The organism is Pseudomonas sp. PAMC 26793 (assembly GCF_000313235.1).
GTDB classification, from domain to species: Bacteria; Pseudomonadota; Gammaproteobacteria; order Pseudomonadales; family Pseudomonadaceae; genus Aquipseudomonas; species Aquipseudomonas yamanorum.
In genome coordinates, this window is the sequence record NZ_AMXG01000023.1 from 258172 (window position 1) to 273911 (window position 15740).

Genomic DNA, 15740 nt, shown 5'->3' on the forward strand with positions numbered 1-15740 from the left:
TCAGTCCACTTTCTCGAACTTCAAATCCCAAACCCCATGACCGAGTCGCTCGCCGCGACGTTCGAACTTGGTGATCGGCCGTTCGGCCGGGCGCGGGACGCATTTGCCGTCTTCCGCCAGGTTGCGGTAGCCAGGGGCGACGTTCATCACTTCCAGCATGTATTCGGCATACGGCTCCCAGTCGGTGGCCATGTGCAGGATGCCGCCCACTTTCAGCTTGCTGCGCACCAGTTCCGCGAAGGAAGCCTGGACGATGCGGCGCTTGTGGTGGCGGCTCTTGTGCCATGGGTCCGGGAAGAACAGCATCAGGCGGTCGAGGCTGTTGTCGGCGATGCAGCGGTTGAGCACTTCGATCGCGTCGCAGTCGTAGACGCGCAGGTTGGTCAGGCCCTGAGTCAACACGCCGTTCAGCAGCGCGCCAACACCCGGACGGTGTACTTCAACCCCGATAAAGTCCTGCTCCGGCGAAGCTGCAGCCATTTCCAGCAGGGAATGACCCATGCCGAAGCCGATTTCCAGGGAACGTGGCGCCGAGCGGCCGAACACCTGGTCGTAATCCACCGGCGCGTCCACCAACGGCAGGACGAACAGTGGCGTGCCCTGCTCCAGGCCTTTTTGCTGGCCTTCGGTCATGCGACCGGCGCGCATCACAAAACTCTTGATGCGGCGGTGCTTGGACTCGTCGCCTTCTTCCAGGGTGTTCGGCGTTTCGTTTGATTCAGTCATCAATGGCTCTTACTTGATCAGACCATCCAGCGGCGAGGAGGCGCTGGCGTAAAGTTTTTTCGGCATGCGCCCGGCGAGGTACGCCAGGCGGCCGGCGACGATTGCGTGTTGCATGGCTTCGGCCATCATGACCGGTTGCTGGGCATGGGCGATGGCCGAGTTCATCAGCACCGCATCGCAACCCAGCTCCATGGCGATGGTGGCGTCGGAGGCAGTGCCCACGCCCGCATCCACCAGCACCGGGATCTTGGCTTCTTCGAGGATGATCTGCAGGTTGTACGGATTGCAGATGCCCAGGCCGGAACCGATCAGACCGGCCAGCGGCATCACCGCGATGCAGCCGATTTCGGCCAGTTGGCGGGCGATGATCGGGTCATCGCTGGTGTAAACCATCACGTCGAAGCCTTCCTTGACCAGGGTCTCGGCGGCCTTGAGGGTTTCGATCACGTTGGGGAACAGGGTTTTCTGGTCGGCCAGCACTTCCAGCTTCACCAGGTTGTGGCCGTCGAGCAGCTCACGGGCCAGGCGGCAAGTGCGCACGGCTTCGATGGCGTCGTAGCAACCGGCGGTGTTCGGCAAGAAGGTGTAGCGATCCGGCGACAGCACTTCGAGCAGGTTCGGCTCGCCCTCGATCTGGCCGAGGTTGGTGCGGCGCACGGCGAAGGTGACGATCTCGGCACCCGAGGCTTCGATGGCCAGGCGGGTTTCTTCCATGTCGCGGTACTTGCCGGTGCCGACCAGCAGACGCGACTGGAAGGTACGACCGGCCAGGACGAAAGGCTTGTCGCTACGAACGATGCTCATGGGAAATCCTCGAGTTGGGGTGAGGTTCTGCAGAATACGGGTTGGCGCTCTTGAGCGCCGTGCGGCTAGCCGCCGCCGATGGCGTGGACCACTTCGACCTGGTCACCTTCGGTGAGCGCGGTCTCGGCGTGCTGGCTACGCGGGACGATATCCTGGTTGAGCTCCACTGCGACGCGACGACCGGTCAAATCCAGACGGGTCAGCAGGGCCGAAACGGTTTCACCGTCGGGCAGTTCAAAGGATTCGCCGTTCAACTGAATGCGCATGCCACGGGCCGCCATCGTTTTTAGGGGCCCGCATTCTAGCGTGATTGCCGTTGCTGGCCCAAGCCCCTTGGTCAGGCAGTCTGTAGACGCCATGCTGCCAAACCGAGGAAGAACCAGCCCAGCAGGAACGCCAGGCCACCAAACGGGGTGATGATGCCGAGCTTGCTGATGCCGGTCATGGTCAGCACATACAGGCTGCCGGAGAACAGCAGGATGCCCACGGTGAACGAGATGCCCGCCCAGGTGACCAGTCGACCGGGAATGTGCACCGCCAGCAATGCCACGCCGAACAGCGCCAGGGTGTGCACCAGTTGGTAGGTCACGCCGGTGTGGAAAATCGCCAGGTACTCGGCGCTCAGGCGATTTTTCAGGCCATGGGCGGCAAACGCGCCCAGGGCAACGCCGGTAAAACCGAAAAAGGCAGCCAGCATCAGAAAGCCACGCAACATGAGGAACTCCAGTCAGACTCAGTGGGCAGGGTCTGTATAATGGCCCGCTCAACGGGTTCGGCCAAGCCATCTCTATGCTGCGTCTCCTCTTCAAGCGTTTTCTCAAAGTCCTCAAGTGGTTTGCCATCGGCAGCGTGCTGCTGGTGCTGCTGTTCCGTTTCGTGCCGCCACCGGGAACTGCGCTGATGGTTGAGCGCAAGGTCGAATCCTGGGTCGACGGCGAGCCGATTGATGTACAGCGCACCTGGGTGCCCTGGGATCAGATCTCCGACGAGCTTAAAGTGGCGGTGATGGCCGGCGAAGACCAGCGCTTCCCGCAGCATTGGGGTTTTGATTTCGACGCGATCCAGGCGGCGTTGCTGCATAACGAGCGCGGCGGTTCGATTCGCGGCGCCAGCACCTTGAGCCAGCAGGTGTCGAAGAACCTGTTTTTATGGGCCGGTCGCAGCTATTTCCGCAAGGGCCTGGAAGCCTGGTTTACCGGGCTGATCGAGATTCTCTGGCCCAAGCAGCGAATTCTTGAGGTCTACCTCAACAGCGTGGAGTGGGATGAAGGCGTGTTCGGCGCAGAGGCGGCGGCGCGGCATCATTTTGGGGTGAGTGCCAAGGCGCTGACCCGCCAGCAGGCCAGCTACCTGGCGGCGGTGCTGCCTAACCCACGGGTGTGGAGCGCCAGCCATCCAACATCGTATGTGGCGCGACGGGCGGCGTGGATTCGGCAGCAGATGAGTCAGTTGGGTGGCGACAGCTACCTGAATGAGCTGAACAACTCGCGCAAGGCGCCTTGGGCTGACTGACACCCCACAAAACAAAAGTGGGAGCGGGCTTGCTCGCGAAAGCGGTGTGCCAGTCAATACCTCAGGTGACTGATCCACCGCCTTCGCGAGCAAGCCCGCTCCCACATTTCGATCGCGCTGTCCTGGCTACCTGTGTCAGGCGGCGATCGACAGTTTCAGCTTGTTCATCGCACTCTTCTCGAGCTGGCGAATCCGCTCGGCCGACACGTTGTACTTCTGCGCCAGGTCGTGCAGCGTGGCTTTTTCTTCTGCCAGCCAGCGCTGGTAGAGGATGTCACGGCTGCGGTCGTCCAGCACTTCCAGCGCTTCGTGCAGGTTGTGGTTGGAGTTGTCGCTCCAGTCAGCGTCTTCCAGTTGACGCGCCGGGTCGTACCGGTGGTCTTCCAGGTAGTTGGCCGGCGATTGGAAGGCGCTGTCGTCGTCCGCTTCGGCGGCTGGGTCGAAGGCCATGTCATGGCCGGTCAGGCGACTTTCCATCTCGCGCACTTCACGTGGCTCTACGCCAAGGCTTTCGGCCACGCGATGCACTTCTTCGTTGTTCAGCCAAGCCAGGCGTTTCTTCTGGCTGCGCAGGTTGAAGAACAGTTTGCGCTGGGCCTTGGTGGTCGCGACTTTCACGATGCGCCAGTTGCGCAGGATGAACTCGTGAATTTCCGCCTTGATCCAGTGCACAGCAAACGACACCAGGCGCACACCCATTTCCGGGTTGAAACGCTTTACCGCTTTCATCAGGCCAACGTTGCCTTCCTGAATCAGGTCAGCCTGGGCCAGGCCGTAGCCGGAATAGCTACGGGCGATATGTACGACAAAACGCAGGTGGGCGAGCACCATCTGCCGAGCCGCCCCCAAATCCTGCTCATAGTAGAGACTCTCGGCCAGTTCACGCTCCTGCTCGGGCGTCAGCAATGGAATGCTGTTGACCGTGTGCACATAGGCCTCCAGGTTCGCACCCGGGACCAAGGCATAAGCAGGTTGCAAAGAAGTGGTCATACGAAAAAACCTCCGACTCACATAACTCGTGCAGTTCAGCACTGCGAAAATTGACCGGGAACCGTAGTACAAGTTCCCTAAACCACTGATACGGTCAATACAAACGAAACCACATTACCCTGACATTAACTACTTCGGTGCCAGCTCACGTAAATGCCGTGCGACCGCAATCCACGCACCGATATACCCCAAGAGCACTGCCCCAAGCAACAATGACAGACCATCGGCTGCCGGCACGCCGGCCAGGGCAAAATCACTGCCGTACAAACCGGCGAGCCCTACCACTGCGTCGTTCAGCCAGTTCAAGCCAAAAGCCAGTACGCCCCAGGATAAAATCCCCGCACCGAAGCCATAAAGCGCGCCCATGTACAGAAAAGGACGACGCACATAGCTGTCCGTGCCGCCGACGAGTTTAATCACTTCTATCTCGGTGCGACGGTTTTCGATATGAAGACGAATGGTATTGCCTATCACCAAAAGTAATGCAGACACCAGCAACACCGTCAGGCCGAACACAAACCGGTCGCCCAGCTTGAGAATTGCCGCCAACCGCTCTACCCAGACTAGATCAAGTTGGGCCTGCTGCACCTTCGGCAGCTCTGCGAGTTTTTGTCGCAGGGCTTCCAGGGTCGTCTTGTCGACTTCGTTCGGGGTAACCAGCACCACGCCTGGCAGCGGGTTTTGCGGCAGCTCCTTGAGCGCCTCACCCAGGCCGGACTGTTGCTGGAACTCTTCCAGGGCCTGATCGCGGCTGATGTATTCAGCCTCGGCCACACCTGGAAGCTCTTTGATCTCGTCGCGCAGGGACTCGCCGTCCTTGGTGCTGGCATCCAGGTTCAGGTACAGCGAAATCTGCGCCGCCCGCTGCCATGAGCCGCCAAGGCGCTCGACATTATTGAGCAGCAGCGACAGCCCCATCGGCAGGCTCAAGGCCACGGCCATCACCAGGCAGGTAAAGAAGCTGCCGATCGGCTGTTTGCCCAGGCGGCGCAGGCTGTCTACCAGGCTGGCACGGTGGCTTTCGATCCAGGCGTGCACCAGGGTGCCGAAATCCGGGCCATCGTCTTCGTCGCGTTTTTTCTTCTGTGGCTGCGGGTCGGCCGCCTTTGGCGCGACGCGTTCGGAAACCTTCGGGCTGCGTGTAGCACTCATACCCCAGCCTCCCCGTCACCAATCAGGCGGCCGCGTTGCAGGGTCAACATGCGGTGACGCATGCGGGCGATCAGCGCCAGGTCGTGACTGGCGATCAGCACGCTGGTGCCCAGGCGGTTGATGTCTTCGAACACGCCCATGATTTCTGCCGCCAGGCGCGGGTCGAGGTTACCGGTGGGTTCGTCAGCCAGCAGCAAGGCCGGGCGATGGACGATAGCGCGGGCGATGCCGACGCGCTGTTGCTGGCCGGTGGACAGGTCACCCGGGTACAGGTCGGTCTTGTCCGAGAGCGCGACGCGCTCCAGGGCCGAATCCACGCGCTTGATGATTTCGGCCTTGGACAGCCCGAGAATCTGCAACGGCAAAGCAATGTTGTTGAACACCGTGCGGTCGAACAGCAACTGGTGATTCTGGAACACCACGCCGATCTGCCGGCGCAGGAATGGAATCTGTGCGTTGCTGATGGTGGCCAGGTCCTGGCCCGCCAGCAGCAGTTTGCCGGTGGTTGGACGCTCCATGGCCAGCAGCAGGCGCAGCAAGGTACTTTTACCGGCACCCGAATGGCCGGTCACAAACAAGAATTCGCCGCGACGCACCCGGAAACTCAGCTCATGCAAGCCGACATGCCCGTTGGCGTAGCGTTTACCGACCTGTTCGAAACGAATCATGAACGCTCCCGCTCGGCAAACAGTGCCTGTACAAAGGGTTCGGCTTCAAAAGTGCGCAAGTCGTCGATGCCTTCACCGACGCCGATATAACGAATCGGCAACCCGAACTGCTTGGCCAGGGCGAAGATCACACCGCCTTTGGCCGTGCCGTCGAGCTTAGTCAATGCCAGGCCGGTCAGTTGGACCGTCTGGTGGAATTGTTTGGCCTGGCTGATGGCGTTCTGACCAGTACCGGCGTCCAGCACCAGCAACACCTCGTGGGGCGCGTCGGCGTCGAGCTTGCCGATCACGCGGCGAACTTTCTTCAATTCTTCCATCAGGTTGTCTTTGGTGTGCAGGCGACCGGCGGTATCGGCGATCAGCACGTCAATGTTGCGGGCCTTGGCAGCCTGCACCGCATCGAAGATCACCGAGGCCGAGTCGGCGCCGGTGTGCTGGGCGATGACCGGGATCTTGTTGCGCTCGCCCCAGACCTGCAACTGCTCCACGGCAGCAGCACGGAAGGTGTCACCGGCGGCGAGCATGACTTTCTTGCCTTCCAGTTGCAGCTTCTTCGCCAGCTTGCCGATGGTGGTGGTCTTGCCGGCGCCGTTGACGCCGACCACGAGGATCACAAATGGCTTTTTCTGCGTATCGATGACCAGCGGTGCTTCCACCGGCTTGAGCATGTTGGCCAGCTCGGCCTGCAGCGACTTGTAGAGCGCATCGGCGTCGGTCAGCTGCTTGCGCGCGACCTTCTGGGTCAGGCTCTGGATGATCACGGCGGTGGCTTCGACGCCCACGTCGGCCGTCAGCAGACGGGTTTCGATGTCTTCCAGCAGCTCGTCATCAATGGTCTTTTTGCCGAGGAACAGGCTGGCCATGCCTTCGCCGATGCTGGCGCTGGTCTTGCTCAGGCCTTGCTTGAGGCGGGCAAAGAAGCCGGTCTTGCTGGTTTCGGTGGGCGCAGCAGGTGCTTCGACTTCGATGACAGCAGGAGCGGCAACCACCACAGGAGCCGGTGCTGGCTCGACAACCACAGGAATCGGCGGTGCAACATGCTCGGCCTGCACATCCTCAACCAGCGCCACCGGCTCTTCGGCCACCGGCAACTCCGGCCATGGCGTGTGCTCGGGTTCAGGCTCTACCTCGGCTACCGGCTGCAACACCGGCTCGGCCATCGGCAACACCACCGGGGCCGGGGTTTCGGCAACCGGTTCGGCTTCTACTGGGGATTCAGGGATCGGTTCTGCTTGAACCTGTGGCTGTTCGACGACGGTTTCCTGCGGCTTTTTGCGCAGCCATCCGAACAGGCCTTTTTTCTCGCCAGCCGCAGCTGGGGTCTTCTTGTCGTCGTTGGAACCAAACATGGAGACGGCTATCTCAAGGTAGCGACGCGCCGAGGGGCACGTCGGTAAATAAAATTCGATGCGTAACAGACTGTTTTTTAGCCAGCTCGTTCATGCGCAACATTTTGTAAGGCCTAAATAGGGCCTCAACAAGACAGCCGTAGTGGCCGTCCCTAGGTCGGATCAGTATCCTAGCACCTCCTCGCCCGCCGACGCTAAGACCAAGCGGGCAGCTCAACAGGTTTAAAAACGAATGAATGCTCTAGCCCGCCGCGCCGCAGGCCTGCTGCTCAGCACAGTTTGTCTGCCCCTTTCAGCTTTGGCTGCCGACCCACAACCCACCCACGAATTCACCCTGGACAACGGCCTCAAGGTCGTCGTGCGCGAAGACCATCGCGCCCCGGTGGTGGTTTCCCAGGTCTGGTACAAGGTTGGCTCCAGCTATGAAACCCCGGGCCAGACCGGTTTGTCCCACGCCCTGGAGCACATGATGTTCAAGGGCAGCGCCAAGGTCGGCCCCGGCGAAGCCTCGCTGATCCTGCGTGACCTGGGCGCCGAAGAAAACGCCTTCACCAGCGACGACTACACCGCTTACTACCAAGTGCTGGCCCGTGACCGCCTGGGCGTTGCCTTCGAACTGGAAGCCGACCGCATGGCCAGCCTGCGCCTGCCGGCCGACGAGTTCAGCCGCGAGATCGAGGTGATCAAGGAAGAACGCCGGATGCGCACCGACGACAACCCGATGTCCAAGGCCTACGAGCGCTTCAAGGCCATGGCCTACCCCGCCAGCGGCTACCACACGCCGACCATTGGCTGGATGGCCGACCTGGACCGCATGAAGGTTGAAGAACTGCGCCACTGGTACCAATCCTGGTACGTGCCGAACAACGCCACCCTGGTAGTGGTGGGCGACGTGACCCCGGATGAAGTCAAGACCCTGGCCCAACGCTACTTCGGCCCGATCCCCAAGCGCGACGTGCCACCGGCGAAAATCCCGCTGGAGCTGGCCGAGCCCGGCGAACGCCTGCTGACAATGCACGTACAGACCAAACTGCCGAGCGTGATCCTTGGTTTCAACGTGCCCAGCCTCGCCACCGCTGAAGACAAGCGTTCAGTCAACGCCTTGCGCCTGATTTCAGCCCTGCTGGACGGCGGCTACAGCGCACGCATCTCGACGCAACTGGAGCGCGGCGAAGAGCTGGTGTCCGGCGGTTCGTCGAGCTACGACGCCTACACCCGCGGTGACAGCCTGTTCACCTTGACCGCCACCCCGAACCTGCAGAAGAAAAAGACCGTGGCCCAGGCTGAAGCCGGCCTGTGGCGCCTGCTGGATGAACTGAAGGCCAAGCCACCGAGCGCAGAAGAACTGGAGCGTATCCGCGCCCAAGTCATCGCCGGGGTGGTTTACCAGCGCGACTCGATCACCAGCCAGGCCACTGCCATCGGCTCCCTGGAGACCGTCGGCCTGTCCTGGAAACTCATGGACACCGAACTGGCCGAGCTGCAAAGCGTCACCGCCGAAGACATCCAGAAAGCTGCACGCACCTATTTCACCCGCGAACGTCTCAGCGTCGCCCATGTCTTGCCTGAGGAGACCGCTCATGAGTGAACGTAAAAACAACCGTCTGGTGCTGCCCGGTTTGATCGTGGTCACGTTGGCTGCCGCGTGCGCGGTGTATTTCCTGCGCCCCAGCGAATCCGTCGCCAGCCAGGCGCTGGAGCAGGCCAAGTCCGCCAACACGCTGCAATCCCTGGCCGAGCTGGACGACAAGGCGCCGACCAACCGCAAGCTCGACGTGCAAACCTGGACCACCGCCGAAGGCGCCAAGGTGCTGTTCGTCGAAGCCCATGAACTGCCGATGTTCGACATGCGCATCCTGTTCGCCGCCGGCAGCAGCCAGGACGGCGACACACCGGGCCTGGCGCTGTTGACCAACGCAATGCTCAACGAAGGCGTGCCGGGCAAAGACGTCAGCCAGATTGCCGCCGGTTTCGACGGCTTGGGTGCCGACTTCAGCAATGGCGCTTACCGCGACATGGCGCTGGTTTCCCTGCGCAGCCTGAGCGCCAGCGACAAGCGTGACGCCGCCCTGTCGCTGTTTGACGACGTGATCGGCAAGCCGACCTTCCCGGCCGACTCCCTGGCGCGGATCAAGAACCAGCTGCTGGCCGGCTTTGAATACCAGAAGCAGAACCCCGGCAAACTGGCGAGCATCGAGTTGTTCAAGCAGCTCTATGGCGACCACCCTTACGCCCATCCGAGCGAAGGCAACGCCGAGAGCGTGCCGAAGGTCACCCTTGAGCAGTTGAAGGACTTCCACGCCAAGGCCTACGCCGCCGGCAACGCGGTGATTTCTGTAGTCGGCGATCTGACCCGCGCCGAGGCCGAAGCCATGACCGCCAAGGTCTCCGCTTCACTGCCTAAAGGCCCGGCGCTGGCGAAGATCGCCCAACCTGTGGAGCCCAAGGCTGGCACCACACATATCGAGTTCCCGTCCAAGCAGACAACCCTGCTGCTGGCACAACTGGGTATCGACCGTGCCGACCCGGACTACGCCGCGCTGTCCCTGGGCAACCAGATCCTCGGCGGCGGTGGTTTCGGCACTCGTTTGATGAGCGAAGTGCGCGAGAAGCGCGGCCTGACCTACGGCGTATACTCCGGTTTCTCACCGATGCAGGTGCGCGGCCCGTTCATGATCAACCTGCAAACCCGCGCCGAAATGAGCGCTGGCACCTTGAAACTGGTGCAGGACGTGCTGGCCGATTACCTGAAGACCGGCCCGACGCAAAAAGAACTCGATGACGCCAAGCGCGAACTGGCCGGCAGCTTCCCGCTGTCCACCGCGAGCAACGCCGATATCGTCGGGCAGCTGGGCGCCATGGGTTTCTACAACCTGCCGCTGAGCTACCTTGAAGATTTCATGAAACAATCCCAGGCGCTGACCGTTGATCAGGTCAAAGCTGCTTTGAACAAACATTTGAGTGCCGACAAGCTGGTCATCGTGACCGCCGGCCCGACGATTGCGCAAAAGCCACTACCGCCCCCCACAGATAAACCCGCCGAGCAGCCGCTCGGGGTTCCGGAGCATTAATGGCCCGTCCATCCCGTCCCAAGAAACCTGTCCACAACGTTCACAACGGTGTGGGCCAACTGCGCATCATCGGTGGAGAATGGGGCAGCCGTAAGCTGAGCTTCCCCGACGTCGTGGGCCTGCGCCCGACGCCCGACCGCGTGCGTGAAACCCTGTTCAACTGGCTCGCGCCGTATATCGCCGGGGCCAAGGTGCTGGATCCGTTTGCGGGCAGCGGCGCGTTGTTCCTCGAAAGCCTGTCCCGTGGCGCTGCCTTGGGCCAGGCGCTGGATGCCAGCAATGTGGCGGTTGCCAGCCTCAAGGAACACCTGGGCACCCTGCGTTGCACCACCGGGCAAGTGCAGACGGCTGACGCGCTGCGCTACCTGGAAACCCAGGAAGCCCGTGAGTTTGACGTGGTGTTCCTCGATCCGCCGTTTAACCAGAACCTGCTGCCGACCGTTTGCGCGTTGCTGGAAGAGCGCCAGTGGTTGGCACCGGATGCCTGGATCTACACTGAAAGCGAAACTGCACCGTCCACACTCGGCCTGCCGGGCACCTGGCGCCTGCACCGCGAGCAGAAATCCGGGCGGGTGTATTACGCGTTGTGGCAACGCACGACACAAAACTAACCTGTGGCGAGGGAGCTTGCTCCCTCGCCACAGCAAGCTCCCTCGCCACAGGTTGCTCACCCGCTCTGCCACCTGCCGCGAGAACCATCGTGTCAAAAACGTCCGACCGCTTCACCCCCGCCTTCGGCCTCGGCAACCCGCACCTGCAAACGTTGTGGGGACCACTGTGGCGCAAAACCACCCACATCGAACGCCAGCGCGAACGGCTGTGGCTGGCAGACGGGGACTTTCTCGACCTCGACTGGCACGGGCCTCATGAGGCAACCACCCCGTTGGTGCTGGTCCTGCATGGCCTGACCGGCTCGTCCAACTCGCCTTACGTGGCCGGCCTGCAAAAGGCCCTGGCGGCTCAAGGCTGGGCCAGCGTGGCACTGAACTGGCGTGGCTGTTCCGGCGAGCCCAACCTGCTCGCCCGCAGCTACCATTCCGGCGCCAGTGAAGACCTGGCCGAAACCATCGCTCACTTGCGGGCCAAGCGCCCGTTGGCGCCGCTGTATGCGGTGGGTTATTCGTTGGGCGGCAATGTGCTGCTCAAGCACTTGGGTGAAACCGGTGAAACCTCCGGGCTGCAAGGCGCGGCAGCGGTGTCGGTGCCGTTTCGCCTGGATCAGTGTGCAGATCGCATCGGCCTGGGCTTTTCACGGGTTTATCAAAAGCACTTCATGCGCGAAATGCTGGCCTATATCCGCGTCAAACAAAGCCGTTTTCTAAAGGATGGCCACGAGGCTGGCCTGAAAACCCTGGCCGACTTGGGCTCGCTGGAGAAGATGCGCACGTTCTGGGACTTTGACGGCCGCGTCACCGCGCCGTTGCACGGGTTCCTCAGTGCCGAGGACTACTACCGCCGCGCCTCCAGCCGCTATTACCTCGGGGGCATTCGCACACCAACCCTGATCATCCAGGCCGCGGACGACCCGTTCGTGTTCGCCCACAGCCTGCCCGAGGCCAGCGAACTGTCGGACTGCACCGAGTTCGAACTGCTGGCCAAGGGCGGGCATGTGGGGTTTGTCGATGGTTCACTGAAACAGCCAACTTACTACCTGGAACGACGAATCCCGGAGTGGCTGCTGGCACAACGCCGATAAAAATGTGGGAGCTCCCACACTTTGGATCAGACCGGGTCAGGTAGACCTCAGTCGCCTGTTGCAACTTCCCGCTTTGGATCAGTGATCCACTCGCTCCACGACCCCGCGTACAACTTGCCCAACGGGTAACCCGCCAGGCACAGCGCAAACAGGTTGTGACAGGCAGTCACACCGGAGCCGCAGTAAGCCACTAGGTCATCCGGCGAGCGGTCTTGCAGCTTGGCGGCGAAGCGTTGCTTGAGCTGGTCCGCCGGCAGGAAACGGCCGTCGCTGCCCAGGTTTTCATTGAACGCCGCACATTGCGCACCGGGAATATGCCCGGCAACCGGATCGATCGGCTCCACTTCACCACGAAAGCGCGGCTGGGCGCGGGCGTCGATCAGGGTCAGGCCGGGTTGGCCGAGGCGTTTTTGCAGGTGTTCGGCATCCAGTTGCAGGTGGTTGTCCGGCGAGCCGCTGAAGGTGCCGGGCTCGATCGCCGGGGCATCCAGGCTCAACGGGAAGCCCGCTGCGTGCCAGGCTTTCAGGCCGCCATCGAGGATAAATACGCCGTCGCGCTTGCCCAGCCAGGCCAGCAGCCACCAGGCGCGGGCGGCGTAGGCACCGGGGCCGTCGTCATACAAAACGATATCGCTGTCGGCGTTAACGCCCCATGCCCGCAGTTGCCGGATAAACGCATCCGGCGCCGGCAGCGGATGGCGGCCGGTCACGCCCTTGGTTACCGGCCCGCTGAGGTGGCGTTCCAGATCGGCATACTGCGCCCCTTCGATATGCCCTTCGGCGTAGCTGCACAGGCCGTAATCCGGGTCTTCCAGAGCAAAGCGGCAATCGAGGATCACCAACCCGCCGGACTGCTGGCGCTCGGCCAGTTGCTGGGGGCTGATCAGTTGGGCAAGCGGCATGACTGACTCCTGTGGCTAGGTTAGCGTTCGGGAAACATCCTACTTCACTTCTTCCAGCGCCTGATTCAACGGCACGTAAAACTCTTTGAACAGAGCATCCACCGCATCCTTGGCCTTAGGGGTAATAAACCCGGCTTCCAGCACCAGCACCTGATACACACCGCGCTTGATCGCCTCGGCGCTCAGGTGCGTGGACTTTTCATTGGTGGTGCACAGGAAGCGCACCCACGAGGTGAGGATGATCCAGGCATTGAGGGTCAGGGCTTCGGTTTGTACCGGGTCCATGTTCAGGATGCCGGCGTCGACAAAACCCTGATAGATGGCCGCACCCTGGATCAGGCAGCGCTGGGAAAACCGCCGGTAGCCAGTAGCCAGCTCCGGGTCGCTTTCCAGCAGGTGTTCGAGGTCACGGTGCAAAAAGCGGTAGCGCCACATGCCGGCGAGCACCGCCTGCAGGTAGAAGCGCTTGTCTTCCACGGTCACCGCGCGGCCCTGGGGAGGGCGCAGGAAACTGTCCACCAACGCTTCGTACTCACGAAACAGCACCGCGATAATCGCCTGCTTGTTGGGGAAGTGGTAGTACAGGTTGCCCGGGGAAATTTCCATATGGGCAGCGATATGGTTGGTGCTGACACTGCGCTCGCCCTGCTGGTTAAACAGCTCCAGGCTGGTTTGCACAATGCGCTCGCTGGTCTTTACTCGTGGTGCCATGGGAAATCAACTTCTAGACCCGTGATGACGGCATCTTACGGACTATCCTTGCCCGGATAAATCGGCACGTATGTGCAATGTTATTTGACAATTTAGAGCAATGACTCTAATAAATGAAGCATTCCAATAACAATCGGGAACTTCGCCATGTCTGCCAACGTTGCCTACCTGCAAGATTCCCAGGCGCTGGACCAACTCCAGGACCTGTTCGACGCTCAACGCCGGGCCTACGCGGCCAACCCGATGCCGCCCGCTGCCCAGCGTCAGCAATGGCTCAAGGCCTTGCGCGACCTGCTGAGCGATGAGCGCCAGGCGCTGATCAACGCCATCAGCAGTGATTTCAGCCATCGTAGCGCCGACGAAACCCTGTTCGCCGAATTGATGCCCAGCCTGCATGGCATTCACTACGCCAGCAAACACCTCAAGGGCTGGATGAAACCTTCCCGCCGCGCTGTGGGCATCGCCTTCCAGCCCGCGTCGGCCAAGGTTATCTATCAACCGCTGGGCGTGGTCGGGGTGATCGTGCCTTGGAACTACCCGTTGTACCTGGCCATCGGCCCTTTGGTAGGCGCCTTGGCGGCCGGCAACCGGGTGATGCTCAAGCTCAGCGAATCTACTCCCGCCACCGGCCAGTTGCTCAAGGCGCTGCTGGCGAAGATCTTCCCCGAAGACCTCGTGTGCGTAGTGCTCGGCGAAGCGGAAGTCGGCATGGCGTTTTCCAAGTTGCGCTTCGATCACCTGTTGTTCACCGGGGCCACCAGCATCGGCAAGCACGTGATGCGCGCGGCGGCCGAACACCTGACACCGGTCACCCTGGAACTGGGCGGCAAGTCACCGGCGATTGTTTCCGCCGACGTGCCGCTCAAAGACGCCGCCGAACGCATCGCCTTCGGCAAGGCGCTGAATGCCGGGCAAACCTGCGTGGCACCGGACTACGTGCTGGTGCCGGAAGACCGTGTGGACGGTTTCGTCGAGGCCTACAGCAAGGCGGTTCGCGGGTTTTACCCGACCCTGGCCGACAACCCGGACTACACCGCCATCATCAACGAACGACAACTGGCCCGGCTCAACGGCTACGTGAAAGACGCCACCGACAAGGGTGCCACCCTGGTCCCGCTGTACGACCAGGGCCAGGACCGGCGCATGGCCCACAGCCTGCTGCTGAATGTCAGCGACGACATGACGGTGATGCAGGACGAAATCTTCGGCCCGGTGCTGCCGATCGTGCCGTATCGCGGTCTCGACCAGGCCTTCGCCTACATCAATCAGCGCCCTCGCCCATTGGCGCTGTATTACTTCGGCTACAACAAGGCTGAACAGGACCGCGTACTGCACGAGACCCATTCCGGCGGCGTGTGCCTGAACGATACCTTGCTGCACGTGGCCCAGGACGACATGCCCTTCGGCGGCATCGGCCCGTCGGGCATGGGCCATTACCACGGCCATGAAGGCTTCCTGACCTTCAGCAAGGCCAAGGGTGTGTTGATCAAGCAACGCCTGAACGCCGCCAAGCTGATTTACCCGCCCTATGGCAAATCCATCCAGAAGTTGATCCAGAAGCTGTTCGTCCGCTAACAAACCCATCACCGGGATAACAATAAGAATGAACCCTAGCCTGACTGAATCACCCGCGCTGTCACGGCGCGGCGTCTTGAAACTCGGCCTGTGCGCCAGCGCCTTCCTGGCCACCGCCGGGCTGGGTGCCAGCCTCAGCGGCTGCTCCAGCAGCACCCCGGCCAGCGGCTTTGCGATGTTGCGCAGCAGTGACCTGCCGTTTTTGCGGGCAGTGATCCCGGTGCTGCTGGAGGGCGTGACCAGCGCCGAGGTGGTGATGGCCGGCATCGACGACACCCTGAAAAAACTCGATTTCAGCCTGCAACACCTCTCGCCCGAGATGTTCAAGCTGACCCAGCAACTGTTCGACGTACTGGGCATGGCGGTCACCCGTGGACCGCTGACCGGTGTGTGGGGTAGTTGGGAAAACGCCAGCGCCGAGCAGATCCGCAACTTCCTGCACCGCTGGGAAAACAGCTACCTGAACCTGCTGCGCATGGGCCAGGGCTCGCTGCTCAAACTGGTGATCATGGCCTGGTATTTCCGCCCCGAGTCCTGGGCACATTGCGGCTACCCCGGCCCACCGAAAATCTGATTCGCATCCC

Annotated in this window: 17 protein-coding genes; 7 read left to right on the forward strand and 10 right to left on the reverse strand. The window is 61.7% G+C overall.

The genetic code is table 11. The features are described 5' to 3' along the window. The 4 genes from trmB to D109_RS0108555 form a co-directional block, all read right to left on the reverse strand. A complete protein-coding gene (gene trmB, locus D109_RS0108540) occupies window positions 1-726 on the reverse strand; it encodes a tRNA (guanosine(46)-N7)-methyltransferase TrmB (protein ID WP_010167706.1) in 726 nt (241 codons plus the stop codon). Between the two features lie 9 nt (window positions 727-735). Continuing rightward, a complete protein-coding gene (locus D109_RS0108545) occupies window positions 736-1530 on the reverse strand; it encodes a thiazole synthase (RefSeq protein WP_017476528.1) in 795 nt (264 codons plus the stop codon). Window positions 1531-1595: 65 nt separating this feature from the next. Beyond that, entirely contained in the window at window positions 1596-1796 is a 201-nt protein-coding gene (gene thiS / locus D109_RS0108550; protein ID WP_063026500.1) for a sulfur carrier protein ThiS, read from the reverse strand. Window positions 1797-1867: 71 nt separating this feature from the next. Beyond that, window positions 1868-2245, reverse strand: coding sequence for a DUF423 domain-containing protein (locus D109_RS0108555; RefSeq protein ID WP_017476530.1), 378 nt, complete (start codon window positions 2243-2245; stop codon window positions 1868-1870). 74 nt (window positions 2246-2319) lie between these two features. Here D109_RS0108555 and mtgA point away from each other — a divergent pair, with 74 nt between their 5' ends. Continuing rightward, a complete protein-coding gene (gene mtgA / locus D109_RS0108560; protein WP_017476531.1) occupies window positions 2320-3042 on the forward strand; it encodes a monofunctional biosynthetic peptidoglycan transglycosylase in 723 nt (240 codons plus the stop codon). Between the two features lie 135 nt (window positions 3043-3177). Here mtgA and rpoH read toward each other — a convergent pair whose 3' ends face one another. The 4 genes from rpoH to ftsY form a co-directional block, all read right to left on the reverse strand. Beyond that, window positions 3178-4032 (reverse strand): RNA polymerase sigma factor RpoH, encoded by an 855-nt coding sequence (gene rpoH / locus D109_RS0108565; RefSeq protein ID WP_003176698.1) that lies wholly within the window; start codon window positions 4030-4032, stop codon window positions 3178-3180. A 129-nt stretch (window positions 4033-4161) separates the two neighbouring features. Beyond that, window positions 4162-5184: a permease-like cell division protein FtsX gene (ftsX, locus tag D109_RS0108570; protein ID WP_017476532.1), complete on the reverse strand. Its 1023-nt coding sequence runs from the start codon at window positions 5182-5184 to the stop codon at window positions 4162-4164. After that, window positions 5181-5852, reverse strand: coding sequence for a cell division ATP-binding protein FtsE (gene ftsE / locus D109_RS0108575; RefSeq protein WP_017476533.1), 672 nt, complete (start codon window positions 5850-5852; stop codon window positions 5181-5183). The genes ftsX and ftsE overlap by 4 nt, the downstream gene beginning before the upstream one ends. Beyond that, window positions 5849-7201 (reverse strand): signal recognition particle-docking protein FtsY, encoded by a 1353-nt coding sequence (gene ftsY / locus D109_RS0108580; protein ID WP_017476534.1) that lies wholly within the window; start codon window positions 7199-7201, stop codon window positions 5849-5851. The genes ftsE and ftsY overlap by 4 nt, the downstream gene beginning before the upstream one ends. A 232-nt stretch (window positions 7202-7433) precedes the next feature. On the opposite strand from ftsY, the gene D109_RS0108585 reads away from it, so the two are divergent. The 4 genes from D109_RS0108585 (at window position 7434) to D109_RS0108600 (ending at window position 11968) form a co-directional block, all read left to right on the forward strand. Further along, window positions 7434-8789 (forward strand): pitrilysin family protein, encoded by a 1356-nt coding sequence (locus D109_RS0108585; protein WP_003213786.1) that lies wholly within the window; start codon window positions 7434-7436, stop codon window positions 8787-8789. Then, window positions 8782-10272 carry a pitrilysin family protein gene (locus D109_RS0108590; RefSeq protein WP_017476536.1) on the forward strand — a complete coding sequence of 497 codons (1491 nt, stop codon included), beginning with the start codon at window positions 8782-8784 and terminating at the stop codon, window positions 10270-10272. Before D109_RS0108585 ends, D109_RS0108590 begins: the two co-directional genes overlap by 8 nt. After that, window positions 10272-10883 (forward strand): 16S rRNA (guanine(966)-N(2))-methyltransferase RsmD, encoded by a 612-nt coding sequence (rsmD, locus tag D109_RS0108595; RefSeq protein WP_017476537.1) that lies wholly within the window; start codon window positions 10272-10274, stop codon window positions 10881-10883. Before D109_RS0108590 ends, rsmD begins: the two co-directional genes overlap by 1 nt. Window positions 10884-10972: 89 nt before the next feature. Then, the gene (locus D109_RS0108600) at window positions 10973-11968 is read left to right on the forward strand and encodes a hydrolase (protein WP_017476538.1); all 996 of its coding nucleotides are present in this window, start codon (window positions 10973-10975) and stop codon (window positions 11966-11968) included. A gap of 47 nt (window positions 11969-12015) precedes the next feature. On the opposite strand, the gene D109_RS0108605 is transcribed toward D109_RS0108600, so the two are convergent. Both D109_RS0108605 and D109_RS0108610 read right to left on the reverse strand, forming a co-directional pair. Then, window positions 12016-12870, reverse strand: a complete 855-nt coding sequence (locus D109_RS0108605) for a sulfurtransferase (RefSeq protein ID WP_017476539.1) — start codon at window positions 12868-12870, stop codon at window positions 12016-12018. Window positions 12871-12909: 39 nt separating this feature from the next. Continuing rightward, the gene (locus D109_RS0108610; protein WP_003213791.1) at window positions 12910-13581 is read right to left on the reverse strand and encodes a TetR/AcrR family transcriptional regulator; all 672 of its coding nucleotides are present in this window, start codon (window positions 13579-13581) and stop codon (window positions 12910-12912) included. A gap of 147 nt (window positions 13582-13728) precedes the next feature. On the opposite strand from D109_RS0108610, the gene D109_RS0108615 reads away from it, so the two are divergent. Both D109_RS0108615 and D109_RS0108620 read left to right on the forward strand, forming a co-directional pair. Further along, window positions 13729-15156 carry a coniferyl aldehyde dehydrogenase gene (locus D109_RS0108615; protein WP_017476540.1) on the forward strand — a complete coding sequence of 476 codons (1428 nt, stop codon included), beginning with the start codon at window positions 13729-13731 and terminating at the stop codon, window positions 15154-15156. Window positions 15157-15184: 28 nt separating this feature from the next. Beyond that, window positions 15185-15730, forward strand: a complete 546-nt coding sequence (locus D109_RS0108620) for a hypothetical protein (protein WP_026077846.1) — start codon at window positions 15185-15187, stop codon at window positions 15728-15730. The last annotated feature ends 10 nt before the right edge of the window (window positions 15731-15740 follow it).